This window comes from Luteimonas panaciterrae, assembly GCF_020511115.1.
Lineage (GTDB): Bacteria > Pseudomonadota > Gammaproteobacteria > Xanthomonadales > Xanthomonadaceae > Luteimonas > Luteimonas panaciterrae.
The window spans coordinates 510,057-532,146 of record NZ_JAJAVH010000001.1 but is presented as its reverse complement, the minus strand read 5'-3'; the positions used below and the strand labels follow the sequence as shown (position 1 = coordinate 532,146).

General features: G+C 66.1%; 13 protein-coding genes. 4 read left to right on the top strand and 9 right to left on the bottom strand.

The features are described from left to right. Window positions 1–416: 416 nt before the first annotated feature. A complete protein-coding gene (gene polA, locus LG367_RS02340; protein WP_226467601.1) occupies window positions 417–3,185 on the bottom strand; it encodes a DNA polymerase I in 2,769 nt (922 codons plus the stop codon). A gap of 105 nt (window positions 3,186–3,290) precedes the next feature. On the opposite strand from polA, the gene LG367_RS02335 reads away from it, so the two are divergent. Beyond that, window positions 3,291–3,602: a DUF2782 domain-containing protein gene (locus tag LG367_RS02335; protein WP_425490890.1), complete on the top strand. Its 312-nt coding sequence runs from the start codon at window positions 3,291–3,293 to the stop codon at window positions 3,600–3,602. Continuing rightward, on the top strand, window positions 3,599–4,663 hold the full coding sequence (locus tag LG367_RS02330) for an oxidoreductase (protein ID WP_226467600.1): 1,065 nt from the start codon (window positions 3,599–3,601) through the stop codon (window positions 4,661–4,663). Before LG367_RS02335 ends, LG367_RS02330 begins: the two co-directional genes overlap by 4 nt. A gap of 29 nt (window positions 4,664–4,692) precedes the next feature. Here LG367_RS02330 and LG367_RS02325 read toward each other — a convergent pair whose 3' ends face one another. From LG367_RS02325 to LG367_RS02315, 3 genes are read right to left on the bottom strand one after another with little or no spacing between them, the layout of a single operon-like run. Then, a complete protein-coding gene (locus LG367_RS02325) occupies window positions 4,693–6,177 on the bottom strand; it encodes a porin (RefSeq protein ID WP_226467599.1) in 1,485 nt (494 codons plus the stop codon). A gap of 47 nt (window positions 6,178–6,224) precedes the next feature. Beyond that, window positions 6,225–7,205, bottom strand: coding sequence for an alpha/beta hydrolase (locus LG367_RS02320; RefSeq protein ID WP_226467598.1), 981 nt, complete (start codon window positions 7,203–7,205; stop codon window positions 6,225–6,227). A gap of 15 nt (window positions 7,206–7,220) precedes the next feature. Beyond that, window positions 7,221–8,552 carry a dicarboxylate/amino acid:cation symporter gene (locus LG367_RS02315; protein WP_226467597.1) on the bottom strand — a complete coding sequence of 444 codons (1,332 nt, stop codon included), beginning with the start codon at window positions 8,550–8,552 and terminating at the stop codon, window positions 7,221–7,223. A gap of 170 nt (window positions 8,553–8,722) precedes the next feature. Between LG367_RS02315 and LG367_RS02310 the strand changes: the two genes are divergently transcribed. Beyond that, the gene (locus LG367_RS02310; RefSeq protein WP_226467596.1) at window positions 8,723–11,398 is read left to right on the top strand and encodes a PAS-domain containing protein; all 2,676 of its coding nucleotides are present in this window, start codon (window positions 8,723–8,725) and stop codon (window positions 11,396–11,398) included. A gap of 24 nt (window positions 11,399–11,422) precedes the next feature. Here LG367_RS02310 and LG367_RS02305 read toward each other — a convergent pair whose 3' ends face one another. Together LG367_RS02305 and LG367_RS02300 are read right to left on the bottom strand one after the other, a co-directional pair. Then, window positions 11,423–12,100 (bottom strand): LuxR C-terminal-related transcriptional regulator, encoded by a 678-nt coding sequence (locus LG367_RS02305; protein WP_226467595.1) that lies wholly within the window; start codon window positions 12,098–12,100, stop codon window positions 11,423–11,425. A gap of 27 nt (window positions 12,101–12,127) precedes the next feature. Further along, a complete protein-coding gene (locus tag LG367_RS02300; protein ID WP_226467594.1) occupies window positions 12,128–13,144 on the bottom strand; it encodes an AI-2E family transporter in 1,017 nt (338 codons plus the stop codon). A gap of 382 nt (window positions 13,145–13,526) precedes the next feature. On the opposite strand from LG367_RS02300, the gene cycA reads away from it, so the two are divergent. Further along, window positions 13,527–14,903, top strand: coding sequence for a D-serine/D-alanine/glycine transporter (gene cycA, locus LG367_RS02295; RefSeq protein ID WP_226467593.1), 1,377 nt, complete (start codon window positions 13,527–13,529; stop codon window positions 14,901–14,903). A gap of 58 nt (window positions 14,904–14,961) precedes the next feature. On the opposite strand, the gene LG367_RS02290 is transcribed toward cycA, so the two are convergent. The 3 genes from LG367_RS02290 to LG367_RS02280 all read right to left on the bottom strand — a co-directional run bounded on the left by LG367_RS02290 (window position 14,962) and on the right by LG367_RS02280 (window position 21,945). After that, complete coding sequence (locus LG367_RS02290; RefSeq protein ID WP_226467592.1) at window positions 14,962–16,197, bottom strand: threonine aldolase family protein; 1,236 nt, start codon at window positions 16,195–16,197, stop codon at window positions 14,962–14,964. Window positions 16,198–16,303: 106 nt separating this feature from the next. Continuing rightward, window positions 16,304–18,529, bottom strand: coding sequence for a DNA helicase II (uvrD, locus tag LG367_RS02285; RefSeq protein WP_226467591.1), 2,226 nt, complete (start codon window positions 18,527–18,529; stop codon window positions 16,304–16,306). A 62-nt stretch (window positions 18,530–18,591) separates the two neighbouring features. Then, entirely contained in the window at window positions 18,592–21,945 is a 3,354-nt protein-coding gene (locus LG367_RS02280) for an EAL domain-containing protein (RefSeq protein WP_226467590.1), read from the bottom strand. Window positions 21,946–22,090 lie beyond the last annotated feature (145 nt).

Genomic DNA, 22,090 nt, shown 5'->3' with positions numbered 1-22,090 from the left:
GCGAAGCCGCGGGGATTGGGGGAACATAGCGGGACCCAAAGTTTGCACTGCAAACTTTGGGTTTTATTGCTCCGCATAAAATGCGGGGCAATAAAAAGCCCCGCAGGCAGGGGGGGCCAACGGGGCTGGGGAACGGGGCCTGGGGAGGGGCCTTCGTTCCGGGGATCGACTCCAGGGGAGGGAGTGATCTCAGTGACAGACATTGCATCTGTCACGGCGTATATGACCACCCAGTGCATGGATAGTTCGTGAAGCGTCGTGTTAAGTTTTTGTTGGGTTCAGCGCGTGTTTACTCGCGGTGGAAATCGTTTCCATATCGGTGACGTTGATCGCGTCTACGCGGCCTTTACGCTGCTTTGCACACAGATCGCATGCGCATTGCATGCAGTGCGCAAGACGATGCTTTCCACCGATAGTCAGTGCGCTTCATCCCAGTTGTCGCCGATTCCACTGTCCACGACCAACGGAACGCGCAACTGCGCGGCGGCGGACATGCGCTTGGTCACCTCCGGCAGCAGCGTCTGGACGAAATCGGCGTCCGTCTCGAACACCAGTTCGTCGTGCACCTGCAGGATCATGATGGCGCGCCCGGCCTGTTCCGCCAGCCAGCCGTCGATGGCGACCATCGCGCGCTTGATGATGTCGGCTGCGGTGCCCTGCATCGGCGCGTTGATCGCCGCGCGCTCGGCGCCGGCGCGCTGCCCCTGCGTGCCCTTGTTGATGTATTCGAGGTAGAGGCGGCGGCCGAACACGGTTTCCACGAAGCCTTTCTCGCGCGCTTCCTGGCGCGTGCGCTCCATGAAGTCACGCACGCCGGGATAACGCGAGAAATACAACGCGATGTAGTCCTGCGCCTCGCCACGGGCGATGCCGAGGTTGCGGGCCAGGCCGAAGGCGCTCATGCCGTACATCAGGCCGAAATTGATCGCCTTGGCGGCGCGGCGCTCGTTGCCGGAAATCTCGTCCAGCGGCTTGCCGAACACTTCCGCCGCCGTGGCGCGATGGATGTCGGCGCCGGATTCGAAGGCGCGCAGCAGGCCGGCGTCCTCGGACAGGTGCGCCATGATGCGCAGCTCGATCTGCGAGTAGTCGCAGGCTACCAGCTTGCGCCCCGCCGGCGCGACGAAGGCGCGGCGGATGCGGCGGCCGTCGTCGGTACGGATCGGGATGTTCTGCAGGTTGGGATCGGTCGAGGCCAGCCGTCCGGTGGCGGCACCGGCCTGGTGATAGCTGGTATGCACGCGGCCGGTGTCGGGATTGACCATCTCCGGCAGCTTGTCGGTGTAGGTGCTGCGCAGCTTGGCCAAGCCGCGGTAATCGAGGATCACGCGCGGCAGTTCGTGCTGATCGGCGATCGCCTCCAGCGCCTCTTCGTTCGTCGACGGCGCGCCCGATGGCGTCTTCACCAGCACCGGCAGTTTCAGCTCGTCGAATAACAACGCGCCCAATTGCTTGGGCGAATCGAGATTGAAGCTGCGTCCGGCCAACTCGGTGGCTTTCTGCTGCGCGGCCAGCATGCGCTTGGACAGGTCCGCGCTCTGCCGGCGCAACTCCTCGGCGTCGATCATCACGCCGTTGCTCTCCACGCGTTCGAGCACGGGCACCAGCGGCATCTCGATTTCGCGATAGACGCGCTCCAGCCCCGCCTCGGCGGCGATCTTCGGCTCGAACACGCGATGCAGGCGCAGTGTGACGTCGGCGTCCTCGGCGGCGTAGCGCGTGGCGTCGTCGATGGCGACCTGCGAGAAGGAGATCTGCTTGCTGCCCTTCCCCGCCACCTCCTCGTACTTGATGGTCTGGTAGCCGAGATAGCGCGTCGCCAGCGAGTCCATGTCGTGGCGCGTGCGGCCGGAGTCGAGCACGAAACTCTCCAGCATCGTGTCCTCGGCGTAGCCGGCCACGTTCACGCCGTGGCGGCGCAGGACGTGCAGGTCGTACTTGCCGTGCTGACCGATCTTCTTCTTGTTCGGATCGGCGAACAGCGGCGCGAGCGCGGCGAGTGTCTTGCCCAGGTCGAGTTGCGGCGGCGCGCCGGGATAAATGTGGCCGAGTGGCACGTACCAGGCTTCACCTGGCGTCGTGCTGAAGCTCAGGCCGACCAGATTGGCGCGCATCGCGTCGAGCGCGTCGGTTTCGCTGTCGAAAGCGAAGCTGTCCGCCGCGCGCAGGCTGGCGAGCAGGGCTTCGAATTGTTCCTCGGTGGTGACGGCCGTGTAGCGGCCGGGCGCGGCCAGTTCGGCATCGGGCGTTTCGGATTCCGCCGCGGGCGCGGTGATGAACGCCGCGCCGCCACGACGCGAGGAACCCGGCGCCGGCGCCACCGCATCGCTGCCGGTGCTCGCGCCTTCGAGCTCGCGCAACGCCTGGTTCATGCCGAAGCGCTTGTACAGCTCGCGCAGCTTCTCGACGTCGCGCTCGCGCATCGTCAACGCGGTTGGCGCCTGTTCCAACGGCACATCGGTCTTGATCGTCACCAGCGTGCGATTCAGCGGCAGGCGCGGCAACGCGGCGCGCAGGTTGTCGCCGACCTTGCCCTTGATGCCGTCCGCATTGGCGATCACATCCTCGAGCGAGCCGTACTGTTCCAGCCATTTCGCCGCGGTCTTCGGTCCGCACTTCTCCACGCCGATGACGTTGTCGATGGTGTCGCCCATCAGTGCCAGCAGATCGACGATCCGTCCCGGCGCCACGCCGAACTTCTCGATCACCGAGGCATCGGAGTCCATGCGGCTGCCGCTCATCGTGTTGACCAGTTCCACATGCGGGCGCACCAGCTGCGCGAAATCCTTGTCGCCGGTGGAGATGGTGACGTCGATCCCGTCGGCCGCCGCGGCGAGCGCGAGCGTGCCGATCACATCGTCGGCCTCGACACCGGTGATGCGCAGCAGCGGAATGCCCAGTGCCTCGACCACTTCCATCATCGGCTCGATCTGCGCGCGCAGATCACCCGGCATCTCCGCGCGGTTGGCCTTGTATTCGGGGTAGAGCTCGTCGCGGAAGGTCTTGCCCGGCGCGTCGACCACGAAGGCGAGGTAATCGGGTTTTTCCTTCAGGTGCGCGCGCAGCATGTTCACCACGCCGAACAGCGCGCCGGTGGGCTCGCCCTGGGCGTTGGACAGCGGCGGCAGCGCGTGGAAGGCGCGATAGAGGTAGGAGGAACCGTCGATCAGGACTAGGCGTGTCATGCGGGGATTCTACTGCTGTCGCGAGACTGAGCGTTGACGTACCGTCACTCCTGGCCAACGCCGCGGCGGCGCATACTATCCCTTACAGATATCGAGGAGCCCGTCGTGAATCGAGTTCATATCGCGTTGCTGCTGTCCTCGTCGCTGGCGCTCGCCGGCTGCGCCACGATGGGAGGCGCCAGCCACGGTGGTGCCTCGGAAGCGGACATCCCGCCCGATGCCGAGCCGACCACCGTGACCCACGACAACGGCGATGTGATCACCCAATACCGCGTCGCCGGCAAGCTGCGCGCGGTGAAGGTGCAACCTGCCCGCGGGCCGGCCTACTACCTGTTCGACCGCAATGGCGACGGCATCGTCGACGAGGAAGGCGGCAATCCGCCGCAGACGTATTTCAAACTGTTCGAATGGAAGTGACGAAACCGCTCAACGTCGCCCTGATCGGCTACGGTTTCGCCGGCAAGACCTTTCATGCGCCGCTGATCGCCACCACGCTGGGGCTGAAACTGGCCGTGGTGGCTTCGCGTGATGCGAGCAAGGTGCATGCGGATTTCCCGGATGCGCGGGTGATCGACGATCCGCTCCAGGCCATCGCCGATCCTGGCGTCGATCTCGTCGTGATCGCCTCGCCCAACGACAGCCACGCCCCTCTGGCGCGCGCCGCGCTCGAGGCGGGCAAGCACGTGGTCGTGGACAAGCCGTTCACGCTTACGCTGGACGAAGCGAGAGCGCTGGTCGCGCTGGCGCGAGAGCGCGGACGCAAGCTGTCGGTATTCCAGAACCGGCGCTGGGACAGCGATTTCCTCGCGGTGAAGCAGGCGATCGACGATGGCCTGATCGGCGAGGTCGTGCATCTGGAGACGCATTTCGACCGCTTCCGCCCCGAAGTGCGCGATCGCTGGCGCGAGCGTAACGTGCCCGGCGGCGGCATCTGGTTCGATCTCGGCCCGCATCTCATCGATCAGACCTTGCAACTGCTCGGCCTGCCGCATCGCGTGAATGCCGATTTCGCCACGCAGCGAGACGGCGGCCGCACGCTCGATTGGGCGCATGTCGTGCTGGATTACGGCCAGGCTCGTGCAATCCTGCATGCCGGCATGCTGGTCGCCGGCGGCAGTGCCCGCTTCACCGTGCATGGCACGCGCGGCAGTCTGGTCAAACGGGATCTTGATCCGCAGGAGTCGCAACTGCTGCGCGGGATGCGTCCGGGCGATCCCGGCTGGGGTGAGGACGATGATCCGCTGCTGCTGTTCGACGGCAGCGGCGACGCACCGAAGCAACTCCCAGTGCCATCAGGCGATCAGCGCCGCTACTACGAAGGCGTGCGCGATGCGATCCTCCATGACACCGACGCACCGGTCACGCCGGCGCAAGCCTTGGCGACGGTGGCCGTGCTGGAAGCGGCGCTGCGATCCGCACGCGACGGCGCCGCCGTCGACCTGCCACTGACGGAAGCCGAACGCGCCGACTGGCGCTGACGCATCGCCGCGACACGCAGCGGCTGGCGTCAGAACACCACCTGCGTTCGCAGACCGATGGTGTCGCCGGTATCCAGGCCACGGAAGCTGCCGACCTGGTTGTCGGTCTTCCAGTGCACGTAGTCGAGCATCAGCTTCACCCAGTCGTTGAGGTGCCAGTTCAGGCCCAAGGTGTAGGCCTTGCCCTCGCCGCCGCGCGGTGCGTCGGTGAAGTCGTAATCGTCGTAGCGCACGGCCACCTCGAACGCGCCCCACCCGCCCTCGCCCACCGGATTGGCCACACGCGTGGTGCCCCAGACGCCGGAACGCGCGCTGAAACCGGGCTTCTCGCCGGTGATCATCCAGCCGCCGTAGACCGACGTCGCCTTGTGCTCGACGCTGGGTTCGGTGCTGGAATTGATGGTGCGCTCGCCCTGCTCCACGAAGCCATACATGCTGCGATACACGCCACCGATCTCATAACCCCAGCCGTGATCGTCGGTGGGATTGTCGATGGCGCTCGCCGAGACGCGCAGGTTGTCGTTGAAACCGAGCCCGATACGCGAGGTCTTGTTGATGCTGAGCACGTCGTCGGAGAGGTTCTCGTAGTAGTACCAGCCGCCCAGATGCACGAATCCCTGCGAGCGCTTGATCGGATTCCAATGCGCGCGGACGGTATAGGCCACCGAATCACTGCTCTCGCCGGTGTTGCTGAGATCGTCGCCAGTGATACCGAGGCCGAGATGCCAGTTCGATCCGTACAGGCGCGCCTGCACGCCCAGACCGTAGAACCCATTCACAGGTGAGGTCACCGTCCCTACTGCGTTGCGGTCCATGAACGGCGTGCGGGTCTGCGTGCCGGCGCCTTCGATGCTGCGATCCTTGAGCTTGTTGCCGACATAGATTTCCAACGGCAGCCCGCCGGCCTTGGTTTCGTAGGATACGAAGGCATCCTTCACCGACGTGGCGTTGTCGGCGAAATCCGCCTCGACCTTGTAGCCGAACGGCCCGATCGTGCCTTCCGCCCCCAAACGCACCTGGCTCATCTCGGTGCCGCCGATGTTGCGGGCATCGAAGTCCGAACCGCGCGTGCTCGAGATGTCCAATGCCACGCGGCCACGCGGGCGGAAGGTGAACTTGCCGTCGGCGCTGCGGAATTCCGGGCTACCGTCGCGCCAGTCGATGTTGGGATTGCCGTCGTTCTTCGCGGCCGCCAGTTGCGCGACCTGCGCCTGCAGCTGCGCGATGTCGGATTGCCGCGTGGTGTCGGCGATGGCATTGGCGACTTCGGCCTGCTTTGGGTCGAGCTGCTTCGGATCGGCCGGCGCGGCGGGACTCGCGGCCAGCGTGGCGTTCTGCTGTTCCAGGGCCGCGAGACGTTTTTCCAGCGCATCGATCTTGGCGGCCTGCGCGCGGATCAGTCGCGCCATTTCCGCATTCGACATCGCACCGTCCTGCGCCAATGCCGGCAAGGCGACGCCCGACAAGGCGAGATTGACGACAACAGCCAGCACGCATGGACGGATCTGCTTCATGGCGATCTCTCGGTTTCGTGAAGTGGGGGAGATGGTGGTGCGCGGCATCAGCCGCCGTTCGCATCGGCGGCCGCCGGTTTCGACGCGGTGTCCTCGGGCGTCGCGCCGAGATAGCCGTGGCTGCGCGCCCAGGCCGCGAACAGGCGTGGCCACGCCGACACCGTCGAACCCGGCGCGCCCAGCCCCCAGCTGTGACCGCCTTTCTCGAAGACGTGGATCTCGGCGGGCACGCCGGCCTTGCGCAAGGTCGAGAACATCAGCAGGCTGTGACCGACGCTGACGATCGGATCGTCGACCGCTTGCGCGAGGAAGGTCGGTGGCGTCTTCGCGTCGACGTGCGCTTCCACCGAATAGGCCTCGGCCGCATCCGGCTGCTTCGACAGCTCGCGCGCCGAACGCGTGGTGTTCAGCGGCGGGCGCAACGACACCACCGGATAGATCATGCCCACGAAATCCGGACGCGCCGGCAACGCATCCGCCTCATCGAGCGGCGCATAGAACGCGAAATCCGGACGCGTGGCGACGATGCCGGCGAGATTGGCGCCCGCAGACAAACCGATCACACCGATGCGCTTCGGATCGACGCCGAGTTCGGCGGCATGCGCGCGCAACAATCGCATCGCGCGCTGGCCGTCCTGGAACGGTGCCTCGGGTTTCCAGCCATCGCCCGGCAATCGGTAATACAGCACCGCCGCCGTGGTGCCGGTCGCCTGCAACCATTGCGCGATCGGCTTCGCGGCGCCGCCGATCTGGATGCGGAAATAGCCGCCACCGCCAATCACCAGCACCGCGCTGCCGTTGGGATGCGCCGGCTTGTAGATTTCAAGACGCGGCTGCGAAACATGCGTGACCGCGCCGCGTGCGCTGCCGTCCTTGCCAACACGCTCGGGGCCGCTAACCGGCGCATCGGCCAGTCGTGTCGCGGGCCAGAGATCGAGCGTCATATCCGGCGATGGAGCTTGAGCTTTTGCGAGGCCGGCCATTGCCAGCCAGGTCGCGAGCATGATCGCGATCCAGCGGATCTTCATCGTGATGTCTCCGCGTCAGGTGGGGAGCGTGGGCTCGTTGAGCTCGGGCATCGGCAACTCGTGTCCATGCAGCGCGGCATCCAGGCGATCGCGATCGAGCGCGCCTTCCCAGCGCGACACCACCACCGTCGCCACCGCGTTGCCGATGAAGTTGGTGAGCGCGCGGCATTCGCTCATGAAGCGGTCGATGCCGAGGATCAGCGCCATGCCCGCCACCGGCACCGACGGCACCACCGACAGCGTCGCCGCCAGCGTGATGAAACCCGCGCCGGTCACACCCGCGGCGCCTTTCGAGCTCACCATCGCCACCGCCAGCAATCCCAGTTGTTCGCTCATCGACAGGTGCGTGTTGGTGGCCTGGGCGATGAACAGCGCCGCCAGCGTCATGTACAGATTGGTGCCATCGAGATTGAACGAATAGCCGGTCGGCACGACCAGGCCGACCACGGACTTGCCGCAACCGGCGCGCTCCATCTTCTGCATCAGCGCCGGCAGCGCGGCTTCCGACGACGAGGTGCCCAGCACCAGCAGCAGTTCGGCCTTGAGATAACGCAGCAATCCGAGGATAGAGAAGCCGTTCACCCGCGCCACCAGCCCCAGGATCACCAACACGAACAACAACGCGCCGACGTAGAACGAACCGACCAGCCAGGCCAGATTGACCAGCGCGCCGATGCCGTACTTGCCGATGGTGAAGGCGATCGCGCCGAAGGCGCCGATCGGTGCGGCCTTCATCAAGATCGCGACCAGCTTGAAGATCGGCCAGGTCAGCGCCTCGAAAAACTTCAGCACCGGCTCGCCCGGCTTGCCGACCAGCGCCAGCGCGATGCCGAACAGCACGGCGAAGAACAGCACCTGCAGGATGTTGCCGGTGGTGAAGGCACCGATCACCGTCTCCGGGATGATGTCCATCAGGAAACCGGTGAGGGTGAGGTCGTGCGCCTTGCTCGCGTACTTCGTCACCTCGGTGGTGTCGAGTTCGGCCGGATTGATGTTCATACCGGCGCCGGGCTGTACGACGTGCGCGATCAACAGGCCGACCACCAGCGCCAGCGTCGACAGTACAAGGAAATAGATCATCGCCTTCAGCATCACCCGGCCCACCGTCTTCAGGCTGGTCATGCTGGCGATGCCGGTGACGATGGTCAGGAAGATCACCGGCGCGATGATCATCTTCACCAACTTGATGAAGGCATCGCCCAGCGGCTTGAGCTGCACCGCGAACGCCGGCTCGAAATGGCCGAGCACGGCGCCGACCACGATGGCCACGATCACCTGGAAATACAGATGACGATAGAACGGTACCCGCGCCGGCGGCGCGGTGATCTCAAGATCGGTTTTCAGCATGGGGACCCTCCTCCCTCGATGACGGCAGGCGCAAGGACGCCGCCGTTCGACGCGTCCGTTGTACGCCCCGGGGGAAGACCGGCCAATAACCTATTCGTACTAGTCGTGCCCGCATCGGCCGCGGCTGTGCCACGATGGCGCATCGCAACATTCGGCCTTGCCGCCCGTCGATGCGTTTCGTCTCGCTCCTACGCAGCCCCGGCTTCCACAGAGCTGCCCTGGTCGTCCTGATCGCCGCCGCGATGACGGGCACCGCGGCGCTCGCGGCCTGGTTCGCCTGGACGTACACGGCGCAGCGCGACGGCATGCGTCTGGCCCGGCAGCTCGATCTGCGCGCGCAGGCGCTGCAGGGCATGATCGATCGCTACCGCGTGCTGCCGACGGTGCTGGCGCTCGACCCGCAGTTGCGACAGGCCTTGTCGCAGCCTCCCGAAGCCGTCGATACCGCCGCGCTCAACCGCAAGCTCGAACAGGCCAATGGCGCCACGCGCGTCTCCACGCTGACGCTGATCGATCGTCGCGGCATCGCCATCGCCGCCAGCAACTGGCAAAGCCCGATCAGCAACGTCGGCGTCGACTACCGCTTCCGTCCCTATTACCGCGACGCGATGCGTAATGGCACCGGCACTTTCTACGGCGTCGGCGTCACCACGGGTGTCCCTGGCTACTTCATCGCCGAAGCAATTCGCGATGCCAGCGGTCGCGCCATCGGCGCGATCGTGGTGAAGGTCACCCTGGACACGATCGAACACGCATGGGACAAGACACCGGAGCTACTCCTGCTCAGCGACGCGCACGACATCGTCTTCCTCAGCAATCGTCCGGCATGGCGCTACCGCATGCTGCACATGCTCACGCCGACCGAACGCAGCGCGCTGGTCGCGACGCGCCAGTACCGGACGGAGCAGCTACAAGCCGCGCATCTCTATGTGCTCGATCGTGGCGATGACAGCACCGGTGACGACGGCACCGCGCGGGTGCGCATCGACGCGCCCGCGATGTCGGGCACCTGGCTGATGCGCACGGTCGCGCTCCCCGATCAGGCCTGGAAACTGCGCGCGTTGCAGGACACGCGCGGTGCCGACCTCGCCGCGCGCACAGCGTTCGTGGCGACCTTGCTGGCCTGGCTGCCGCTGCTGCTGCTTGGCCTGTTCCTGCGCCAGCGCGTGCGCCTGGCGCGGCTGCGCCAGCGCAGTCGCGAGGAACTCGAACGCATGGTCGCGCACCATGCGCAGGCGCTGCGCAGCGCGCAGGACGGCATCGTGCTGGCCGCGCATCGCGCCGCGCAGGGGCAGAACGCGAGCCTCGAACATCTGCCGCACGGCGTCAGCGTGGTCGATGCCGATCTGCGCGTGGTGGCATGGAATTCGCGCTATCAGCAGATCTTCCGTTATCCGTCGGAACTGCTGGAGATCGGCCGCCCGATCGAGGACATGCTGCGCTACAACGCGCGTCGCGGCTGGCTCGGCCCCGGCTCCGCCGACGAAGCCGTGCAGCGGCGCCTCGATCATCTGCGCAACCGGCAGCCGCATGTGCACGAGCGTGAACTGCCGGACGGCACGGTGCTGGAAATTCGCGGCAATCCCCTGCCCGACGGTGGTTTCGTGACCAGCTACGCCGACATCACCAGCTACAAGGCCTCGGCACGTGACCTGCGCACGCTCGCCGACACGTTGCAGCGTCGCATCGAGGAGAGCACGCACGACCTGCGCCAGGCCAAGTCCGAGGCGGAGGACGCCAATCGCTACAAGGGTCGCTTCGTCGCCGCCGCCGTGCATGATCTGCTGCAGCCGCTCAACGCGGCGCGCATGCTGCTCGGCGCGCTGCGGGAGCGGCTGGCCGGCGACGAGCGGGCGCTCGCCGAGCGCGTCGACCAATCACTGGAAGCGCAGGACGATCTGCTCGCCAGCCTGCTCGAACTCTCGCGCCTGGACACGGGCGCGTTGCAGCCGAAGATCGAAAGCGTGCCGCTGTCGCCGTTATTCTCCGGTCTGGCCGCGCAGTTCGGCGTGGTCGCGCAGGCGCGCGGGCTGCGCCTGCGCATCGTCGACACGCGTCTGTCCGTGCGCAGCGATGCCCTGTTGTTGCGACGCGCCCTGCAGAACCTGCTGTCGAACGCGCTGCAGTACACGCGAAACGGCGGCGTCCTGCTCGGATGCCGGCGTGAGGGCCCGCACGTCCGCATCGAGGTGTGGGATACCGGGATCGGCATCGCCGAGAGCAAGCAGGTAGCGATCTTCGAGGAATTCCGCCGTCTCGATAGCGGTATCGATCGCGACAAACGCAATGCCGGGCTTGGCCTGTCGATCGTCGATCGCATCGCCAAGCTGCTCGGACACGGGATCGTGCTGCGGTCCACGCCGGGACGCGGCAGCGTGTTTTCGCTGCGCGTGCCGCTGGCGGAGGTTCAACCCGTGCCACAGCCGTCGCCACGCACGGGCGATACCGTCGCGGCTTCGCCGTTGTCCGGCAGCACGATCTGGGTGATCGACGATGATCGCGACAGCCGCGATTCGCTGCGCACGCTGCTGGAAGGCTGGGGAGGTCAAGTGCATATCGCGCACGACCGGAGCAGCGCCCTGGTATTGCACGATGCGCAATCGCGGCCCGATGTGCTGCTGCTCGACTACCAACTTGGCGAAACACTGGGGCCGGATCTGCTGCCGGAACTCTCCACGGTGTGGACGACGCTTCCGCCCACTGTCGTGATTTCCGGATTGCGCGAGCCGGGATTGCGTGAGCGCATCATCGCCGACGGTCTGCATTTCCTCCCGAAGCCGATCGCCCCGGCCGCGTTGCGCGCGCTGTTGACGCAGCTGCTGCTAGCCAATCGCCGCAACCACTGATCATCGCACCGCGAAGGCTCGGGATCAGGCTTGCTGGGCGTCTTCCAGATCGAGTGTCTTCAGCAACACCGCCGCCTGCGTGCGCGAACGACACTGCAGCTTCGACAGGATCGCGGTGACATGGATCTTCACCGTGTTCTCCGACAACCCGAGCTCGGCGGCGATCTGCTTGTTGAGCAGACCGTCGGCCAGCAGCATCAACACGCGAAACTGTTGCGGCGTGAGCTGGGCCAGATTCGCGGCCAACTGCTCGTCCTGCTCACTGCGCTCGGCCTGGGCGAGTGTGGCTTGTGTCAGCATGAACCAGGTACCGCCCGCCATCACCGCACGCACGGCCTCGCGCAGTGTCTGCGCCGGCGCCGCCTTCGAGACGAATCCCGCTGCGCCGAACTGCTGCGCGCGCCGCATCGTGCGCGGATGGTCGTTGGAGGAGATCACGATCAGCGGCACTTCCGGGCGTTCGCTGCGCAAACGCACCAGCGAGGAGAAGCCGAGCGCGCCGGGCATGGTCAGGTCGAGCAGCACCAGGTCGATCTGCGGCGCGGCCTCGACCGCGGCATCGAGCGCGCTCTGGCTGGCGACCTCGATCACGCCACCCGCGGCGACCATGCCATCGATCGCATGCAGCATCGCCGCGCGGAACATCGGATGATCGTCCGCCACGATCACGACCGACAGCAGCGGCGCGGCTTCCGCGCTCATCGGCATGCCCCGCTCACGGCGATCCGCTCACACCCAACCCTGATCGACCAGTTCGCGCTTGATGTAGGCGTAGTAGATCGGCGCGACGATCAGGCCGGGCATGCCGAACAGGGCTTCCATGGTCAGCATCGCCAGCAGCAGTTCCCAGGCGCGGGCGCGGATCTCGCCGCCGACGATGCGCGCGTTGAGGAAGTATTCGAGCTTGTGGATCACGATCAGATAAGCCAGCGCCGCCATCGCGACGTACAGCGACACCGACAGCGCGACGATGGTGATCACCGTGTTGGAGATCAGGTTGCCGATCACCGGCAACAGGCCGGCGACGAAGGTGATCAGCACCAGCGTCTTGGCGAACGGCAGGTGCACGCCGAACAGCGGCAACACCACCAACAGGAAGATCGCGGTGAACGTGGTGTTGAGCAGCGAGATCTTGATCTGCGCGAACACCACGCGCCGGAACGAATCGGAAAAACGGCTGACGCGCCCGACCAGTTCCCGGCCGAACGGCCCCAGGTGCGGCGCCGTGAATTCGTCGTAGAGCGCGATCATCGCGCCGAGCACCATGCCGATCAGCAGGCGCGCGGCGGTCTGCACCGCCTCGGCGCCGGCGATGCTGAGTTCGGCGCGATGCTCATCGATCCAGGCCTTCAGCGCCTGCCTCAGCTCGGACATGTCCTCGGGCAGGTACGGCAGCACCCATTGCGGCAGCTGGCCGCGCGAGGCGTCGATGATGTCCATCAATCGCGCCAGCAATGCCTGCTGGCCACCGGCGTCGGTGTTGATGAAGGTCACCACGCCCACGATCGCCAGCGTGAGCAGGCCGACCACGAAGACCGCCAGCACCACCACCGCGATCACGCGCGCGCGCGGGCCGCGCACCATGCGCTCGACCAGCGGCGCGAGCACGTCGATCAGCTGATAGACCAACAGGCCCGCGAGCAAGGCGCCGACCAGGCCGAACTTGACGATCAGGAACATCGCCAGCAACGCGAGCAGCCAGGCGGCGATGCGCGAGGGCGGAGCGGTGCGAAGCGTGTCGTTCATGGCGAGCGCGGATGACGGGGTGCGCATCATCCTACGCGAAGGCCACGAACGGCGGCTGACGCCGGTCCGGCAAGCCGGTTTTGTGATCTGCGGCCACCCACGGCAAGCGTCGCCGCGACCGGGAAGCCGCCGGGAAATGCAAAAATCAAGAAATCAGGAACTTTTCTTCCGGGCCGGACGCGATACGGCCACGTACGCTGTACCTGTCTGGTCGCGGCGGCATCCCCGCACCCTCCCGCCGCGTCTGGACACCCGGCCCGCATCGCTCCCGCCGAAACGTCTACACTCGGCGACGATTTTGCGGGCGGCCCGGACGGCGATGTCACATGTCACGTTCCGAATTCCCAATCGACCTCCAATCGATCCATAGCCGGAGATTGCAATGCAGGCGAACCCACAGGCCTCACAAGAACTCAAGCGCGGCCTATCCAATCGTCATCTGCAGCTGATCGCCATCGGCGGCGCCATCGGCACCGGCCTGTTCCTGGGGGCAGGCAAAAGCATCCATCTGGCCGGGCCGTCGATCCTGCTGGTCTACCTGATCATCGGCATCATGCTGTTCTTCGTGATGCGGGCGATGGGCGAGTTGCTGCTGTCGAACCTGGACTACAAGTCCTTCGTCGATTTCTCCACCGACCTGCTCGGCCCGTGGGCCGGCTTCTTCTGCGGCTGGACTTACTGGTTCTGCTGGATCGTCACCGGGGCTGCCGAGATCATCGCGGTGGCCGGGTACGTGCAGTTCTGGTTTCCCAGCCTCGCGCCGTGGATTCCGGCGCTGGCCTGCATGGGCCTGCTGGTGGTCCTGAACCTGGTCGCGGTGAAGCTGTTCGGCGAACTGGAATTCTGGTTCGCGCTGATCAAGGTCGTCACCATCATCGCCCTGGTCGGCACCGGCTTTTACATGATCGCCACCGGCTTCCGCTCACCCGCCGGGCACACCGCCTCGCTGAGCCATCTTTGGAATGACGGCGGCGTGTTCCCCAATGGCATCACCGGCTTCTTCGCTGGCTTCCAGATCGCGGTGTTCGCCTTCGTCGGCATCGAACTGGTCGGCACCGCCGCCGCCGAAACCGCTGATCCGCGCCGCAATCTGCCCAAGGCGATCAACGCCATCCCGATCCGCATGATCCTGTTCTACGTGCTGGCGCTGGTGGTGATCATGGCCGTCACGCCCTGGCGCCAGGTGGTGCCGGAAATGAGCCCGTTCGTCGCCCTGTTCCTGTTGGCCGGCATACCGATCGCGGCCAGCTTGATCAACTTCGTGGTGATGTCCTCGGCCGCGTCCTCGGCCAACAGCGGCGTCTTCTCCACCAGCCGCATGCTCTACGGCCTCGCGCAGGAAGGCCATGCACCGAAATCCTTCGAGAAACTCTCGCGTACCGCGGTCCCGGCCTTCGGCCTGCTGGTCTCCTGCCTGGTATTGCTGGGAACCGCGCTGCTGACCTATGTGGTTCCCAGCCTGATCGAAGCCTTCACCCTGATCACCACGCTGTCGGCGGTGTTGTTCATGTTCGTCTGGTCGCTGATCCTGCTGTCCTACATCGCCTATCGGCGCAAGCGCCCGGAACTGCATGCGCAATCGCAGTACAAGATGCCGGGCGGAGTCTTCATGTGCTGGGCCTGCTTGGCCTTCTTCGCCTTCGTGCTGGTGCTGCTGACCTTGAAACCGGACACGCTGCAGGCGTTGCTGATCGCGCCAGTGTGGTTCGTGCTGCTGGGGATCGGGTATTGGCTGAAAGGACGCAAGGCGGTGGCCTAGCCGGCGTCGTACTACTGCGTGTTCGGTCCGTCGCAGCGCGCCGGCACCACCGAGGCGACTAACGTGACGCGGTAAACGCGCGGATCAACTCGTCGGGGCTGCGCCGCAGCAGCGTGAGGTTGATGTCGACCTGCACGCGGCCCTGCTCGATGTCGCGCAGGTAGATGTCGTTGCGGCGCAAGCGTTCGACCAGGCCTTCGGCGCGTTCCGGGCTCACCTGCAGGAACGCGATATTGGTCCCGTGCTCGACCCGCTGCGGCGTGAAGCCGCCGGCTTGCGCCAGCCCGGCGAACAGGCGTTCGGCCACAGCCTTGGCGGCGATATAGCGCGCCTCGAATCCTTCCAGCGCATCCAATGCCGGCAATGCCGCCGGCCAGCCGCGAAAGATCGTGCCGCCGAACACGTGCCGCCACTCGCGCACCTTGTCGATCGTGGTCGACTCACCGGCGAGGATCGCGCCGAACGGCGCACCGAGATACTTGTAGAGCGAGACGTACACGGTATCGAACAGCGCGCTGTAGGCCTTCAACTCGAACCCGGGCAGACCGCTCGCCAGCAGCAAGCGGGCGCCATCCAGATGCATGGGGATTTTCTTGGCGCGCGCCTGATCCGAAATTGCCTTCGCCGTGTCGTACGGCACCATCGCGCCGTCGGCGCGGCGTACCGGGCTCTCCAACGAGATCGCGCCGACCTTCAGCGGATACGGTCCGTTCTCGGCTTCGTCGATGGCCGCGCGCACTTCTTCCGGCGTCGGTGCCGCGCGGCCCTTCGCCAGCGGCACCAGATGCAGGCCGTTCAATGTGGAGGCAGCATTGCTCTCGTCCAGATAGACGTGGCTCTCGTGCTGCACCAGCGCATGACGGTTCTCGCCGCACAGCACGCGCAACGCGAGATTATTGGCCAGCGTGCCGGTCGGCAGGAACACCGCCGTCTGCTTGCCGAGTTTCTCGGCGAAGCGCTTCTCGAGCTTCTCCACCGCGCCTTCGGCCAGATAGACGTCCTTCACTTCCGGATCGCGTTCGAGCAGCTGTTGCAGATGCCGCGTCCATTCCAGCGTCGTCATCGGCACGCCATCGCCACCGAACAGCACGCTGCGTTCGGTGAGCTTGGGACGCGGCGGCGCGGATGCGCTGCTCGCGGGCGCGGCCGCGAGTGCGTTGGCACCGAACATCATCAGCCCCGCCGGCAGCGCGGCGGCGAACAGCCGGCGGCGCGCAGGGTCCGCGCAATCGGGACTCGCGCAATCGCAGAATTCGATGGTCATGGCGGCGCGCTCGAACGTGGGTTCACGCACCTTGTGCCCGCGCCGATACCGCAACCAGTGTCGGTAGTCATGCGAAAAGTGTCCGCTTGCGCGGACGTCCGCCGCTCATGCGCACGGATACTTGCTTCGCTCCTTATCAGGCCGGCTGCAGATTCGCGTACGCCAGCACTAGCCACTTGCTGCCGACGTCGTCGAAATTCACCTGCACGCGCGCGTGGCCGCCGGCGCCTTCGATGTCGGTGACGATGCCGGTGCCGAACTTGGCATGCCGCACGTTCTGGCCGAGCTTGAATCCCGGCGGCGCCGCCAGCTCGGCGTGCCCGAAATTGCGGCGCGACTCGACTTGAGCATGCGAAGACAGATACGTCGGCCGCGACACCTGCACCTTCGGCCGTACTTCATTCAGCAGGGGCGAGGGAATCTCGCGCAGGAAGCGCGACGGCATGCCGTACATGTCCTGACCGTGCAGGCGACGCGTCTCGGCATAGCTGAGCACCAGCTTCTGCCGCGCGCGGGTGATGCCGACGTAGGCAAGGCGACGCTCCTCTTCCAGTCGCCCGCTTTCCTCCACGGAACGCGCATTCGGAAACAGGCCCTCCTCCATGCCGGCCAGGAAGACCAGCGGGAATTCGAGCCCTTTGGCGCTGTGCAGCGTCATCATCTGGACGCCGTCCTCGCCCGCCTGCGCCTGGCCTTCGCCCGCTTCCAGCGCCGCGTAAGCGAGGAAGGCGACCAGTTCGGTCAATGCCGCGGATTCGTCGTCATCGCCGCGGGTGAAACGCGAAGCGACCGACACGAGTTCGTCGAGGTTGTCGACGCGCGAATCGATCGAGGCTTTCGATTCGTTGGTGTAATGCTCGCGCAGGCCGGAGCGCATCAGTACGTGATCGATCTTGTCCTGCAACGGCAGGTCGACGACTTCACCGGCGATGGCATCGATCAGCGTGTGGAAGGCCATGATCGCGTTGCGCGCGCGCGGCGTCAGCGTCCGCTCCGACGGTGACGACTCGCGCGCGACGCGAACCGAGGCTTCCCACAGGGAAACACTGTCGGTGCGCGCGCGCCGGCGCACTTCGTCGAGCGTGCGCTCGCCGATGCCGCGCGTGGGCGTGTTGACCGCACGTTCGAATGCCGCATCGTCGCCGCGATTGGCGACCAGACGCAGATACGCCAGCGTGTCCTTGATTTCCGCGCGCTCGAAGAAGCGCACGCCACCGTAGACGCGGTACGGAATCTGCTCGGCCAGCAACGCTTCTTCGAACGCGCGCGATTGCGCGTTGCTGCGATACAGCACCGCCGCCTCGCCGTAGCTACCGCCGTCGCGCACCCATTGCCGGATGCGTTCGACCACGAAACGCGCCTCGTCGATTTCGTTGTAGGCGGCGTAGAGATCGACAGGATCGCCGTCGCCGCTGTCGGTCCACAGCTGCTTGCCCAGGCGCTCCGGGTTGTGCGCGATCACCGCGTTGGCGGCGTTGAGGATGTTGGCGGTGGAGCGATAGTTCTGTTCGAGGCGAATGGTTTTCGCACCGGGGAAATCGTGCAGGAAGCGCTGCACGTTCTCGACCTTGGCGCCGCGCCAGCCGTAAATGGCCTGATCGTCGTCGCCGACCACGAACACCTGGCCGGTCTCGCCGGCCAGCACGCGCACGAAGGCGTACTGGATGCTGTTGGTATCCTGGAATTCGTCGACCAGGATGTGGGCAAAGCGCTGGCGGTAATGCGCCAGCAGCGCCGGATGATCGCGCAGCAGTTCGTGCGCGCGCAGCAGGATCTCGGCGAAATCGACCAGGCCGGCACGATCGCAGCGCTCCTGGTAGAGCGCATAGCTGCGCAGCATCACGTCCGACCATTCGTCGCGTCCGGACACGCCGGCCTCTGGCTGGATGTTGTGCGGGCGCCGGCCCTCGTCCTTCTGCGCGTTGATCCACCAGGCGATCTGGCGCGGCGGGAAGCGCGATTCGTCGAGTTCCAGCTGCTGCAGCACGCGCTTGACCAGGCGCAGCTGGTCGTCGCTGTCGAGGATCTGGAAGCCTTCGGGCAGCTTCGCATCCTGCCAGTGCAGCCGCAGCAGGCGGTGCGCCAATCCGTGGAACGTGCCGACCCACAAACCGCGACCGCCATGCCGCAGCATCGCGTCGGCGCGCGCGCGCATCTCGCCGGCGGCCTTGTTGGTGAAGGTGACGGCGAAGATGCCGTGCGCCGGCACGCCGAACACCTCGTTGAGCCAGGCGATGCGGTGCGTGAGCACGCGAGTCTTGCCAGAACCCGCGCCGGCGAGGACCAGATAATGTCCGGGGGGGGCACTGACCGCCTCGCGTTGCGCGGGATTCAGCGCAGCGAGCAGATGCGAGACGTCCATGCGCGTATTTTATCGCAAGCAGGCGCGAGACGTGAGACACGGGCGCCTGAACACGCGTCCGATCAGGCGCGCTGCGTCCCGAAACCAGGTGCGTTGCCGATCCGCCGCAGCGTATTGGCGAAGGTATCCGGCGAGGCGAACAGGAAGCCCTGCATCTCGTCGCACCCGCAGTCGAGCAGCCACTGCCGCTGCGCCTCGGTTTCCACGCCCTCGGCGATCGTGCTCAGGCCGATCGCCTTCGCCAGCCGCACGATCGCCTGGCAGATCAGTTCGTCGTCACGATCGCGGCCAAGATCCTTGACGAAGGAACGGTCGATCTTCAACCGGTCCAGCGGCAATTGCTTCAGATACGCGAGGCTGGAATAGCCGGTGCCGAAATCGTCCACCGCGATCAGCACGCCGGCGTCGCGGATCTGCTGCATGCTGCGGATCGCCACCTGCGGATTGGCCATGACCACGCTTTCGGTGAGTTCGAGCTCGAACGCGCCCGGCGGCAGCGACAGCTCGTTCACCACGGCGATGACATCTTCGACCAGATTCTGCAGGAACTGCTCGGCGGAAATGTTGACCGCGATGCGGACGTGTCCCCAGCCGCGTTCGGCCAGCAGCCGATGATGACGCGCCGCCTCGCGCAGGGCCCAGCGTCCGATCGGGGCGATGAGGCCGCTGTCCTCGCAGGCCTCGATGAATTCGGCGGGTTCGAGCAATCCGCGCTGCGGATGCCGCCAGCGCAGCAGCGCCTCCATGCCGACCAGAGCACCGTCGCGGTGGTATTGCGGCTGGAAGACCAGCTCGAACTGTCCGAACTGCAAGGCTTCATGCAGTTGCGACACCAGCTCCAGCCGCTGGCTGGCGCGCTGATCGAATTCGGGCTGATAGGCAGTCACGCAATTGCGGCCGTAACTCTTGGCCTGGTACATGGCCAGGTCGGCATGACGCAGCAGCGTCTGCTGATCGGCGCCATCCTCGGGATAGCGGCAATAGCCGATGCTGGGCGTGATGTGCAGCACCGCGCCCTGCACTTCCACCGGCCGGGTCAGCGCCGCGAGCACGCGCTGCATCATCGCGTCGACGTCGTCGAGCTCGTCCGGCCGGGTCAACAGCAGCACGAATTCGTCACCGCCGAAACGGCTGACGGTGTCGGCCGAATGCACCGTCGACCGCAGGCGCGCGGCGATGATCCGCAGCACTTCGTCGCCGACGGAATGTCCGAGGCTGTCGTTGATGAGCTTGAAGTCGTCGATATCGACGAAGGCGATGGCGATCGGCTTGCGTTCCACGCTCACCGCATGCTCGAGGCGATCGAGCAGCAGCTGCCGGTTCGGCATGTCGGTGAGCGGATCGTGGGTGGCGCGATAGGTCAGCTGCTCTTCCGCATACTGGCGCGCGCTGACGTCGTTGAAGGTACCGACGTAGTGGGTCACCTTGCCTTCCTCGCCGTAGACGGGAGAGACCAGCACCTCGTACCAGAACAGATCGCCGTTCTTGCGATAGCCGCGGAGCAACGCGCGCGCCTCGCGCGCGTCGGCCAGCGCGGAGGAAAGCTCCTGCAACGCCGGCTGGTTGTCACCGCCGAGCATGAAGTCGGCCGGGCGCCCGAGCACTTCGGCCTCGGTGTAGCCGGTCATGCGCTCGAACGCGGGGTTGACGTAGACCAGCGACCGGTTCTCGTCCAGCGCATCGACCACCACCACGCCGTCCTGCGCCGCCTCGATGGCACTGCGCAGCAGCCGCAGCTCGGCTTCGTCGCGGCGCTGGCGGGTCATGTCGATCATGCCGCCGACGGCGCGCACCGCGCGACCCTCGGCATCGCGCTGGATGATGGCGCGGTCCAGAACGATGGCATAGCTGCCATCGCCGCGGCGGAAACGATAGCTTCCGCTCCATTCGTCCACGCTCCGATCGGCCCCGTTCGCGTCGACTGCCGCGCTCAACGACTGCATCGTCGGATCGAGATCGTCCGGATGCAGGAGCGCCTCCCATGCCTCCAGGGTCGGTTCGATCCGTTCGCGCGGCCATCGGAACTGCGAGTAGAAGCTGTCGCTCCACCACAGCGCGCCCGTCCTGATGTCCCAGTCCCAGATCGCATCGCTGGTGGCGCGCGCCACCAGCTGGAAACGCTCCTCGCTGCGTGCGAGATCGGTTTCGGCGCGAATGCGGTCGGTGACGTCGAGCACCAGGGCCAGCCGCGCCGACTGTCCCTGGAAAATCACGTCGCTGGCGTACACCGCCGCGTACAGCAGGCTGCCGTCCTTGCGCAGATGCCGCCAAATCATGCCATGGCGTTTCTCGGGCTCCTCCGATCGCGCGGATTTCGCGACGGCGTCGCGATCCTCTTCCGGCCGGATGTCGAGGATGCTCAGGTTGAGGAATTCCTCGCGCGTGTAGCCGTACTGCTCCAGCGCGATGTCGTTCACCTCGAGGATGCGCAGCGTCTGCTTGTCGAACACCCATGCCGGCAACGGATGGCGTTCGTAGAGGAAGTGGTACTGCTCCTCGGCCTGGCGCGCGCGCTCGCGCATCTCGGCCAGATTCTGCGCCGCCTGCATCATGTGCTGCTGCAGCGCGTGCTCGCGCCCGGCCGCACGCGTGAGCCGCCACAGCTCCAACAGGCACAGCGTGGCGATCAGGGCGAACAGAGCGCCCGAAACGACGGCGAAACCGAGCCAGCCCAGCAGCAGATCCAAATAGGACGTGCCCACCGCCGCCATCAGCGGGAATTCCTCCGACCGGCGGAAACTGATGATGCGCCGCTGCCCGTCGATCGGGCTCGGCTCCACGTACGTGGCCGTGCGCATGTTCCGGTACGCTCCGGAGAAGGCGCGCGCCCTGTTCATGTCGGTGCCGGTGAAGCGCAAGGCGGGATCGTTGGAGCGCGCGATCATGCTGCCGTTGGCATGCACGATGGCGACGGTGCCATGCTGGCCGATGCCGATGCCGTCGACCATCGCCTGCAGGACGCTGACGCGCAGCCACACCCGCAACCGCACCTGGCCCGCGCCGTTCTCCAGATACATCGGCAACACCCAGGTGCCTTCCTTGCCGCGCCGCTCGGGCGGAGCCACGTGCAGCACGTGGCTTGTCGACGCCTGCGGCGCGGCGGGTGCGGACAGTGCGGGGCCGGCCTCGATTGCGTACAGCTCCGGATAGCGGACATGGAGTTCCTCGAGGCCGTCGCTGTCGTCGATCGCGACCTCGGTGCCGTGCTCGATGTCGCGCAGCAGCTGCGCCACCTGGCGCAGGACACTGTTGGCCAGCGTCGCCGCGTGCGCCTTGCCGGTGTCGTAGCGGACGCGGTAGTCGTTCCAGAGCGCGAGCGCCAGGATCGCCGCCATGCCCAGGATCATGGCCGGCGCCAGACCATAGACCATGGTGCGGTAGTTCCAGCGTTTCTGCCCGGTCGCGGCAGTGCTCATGACAGGCTCCGCGCGTGCGCCTCTAGGCGGGCAATGTTTCGCAGGCGCAGGGCGACGTCAAGCGCGGCGCGGCGGCCAGCCCCCGGTCCATGAATGAATGTGCGCGCCCCGGTGCCATCACGAGCCACGCGGGACGCCTTCGCGG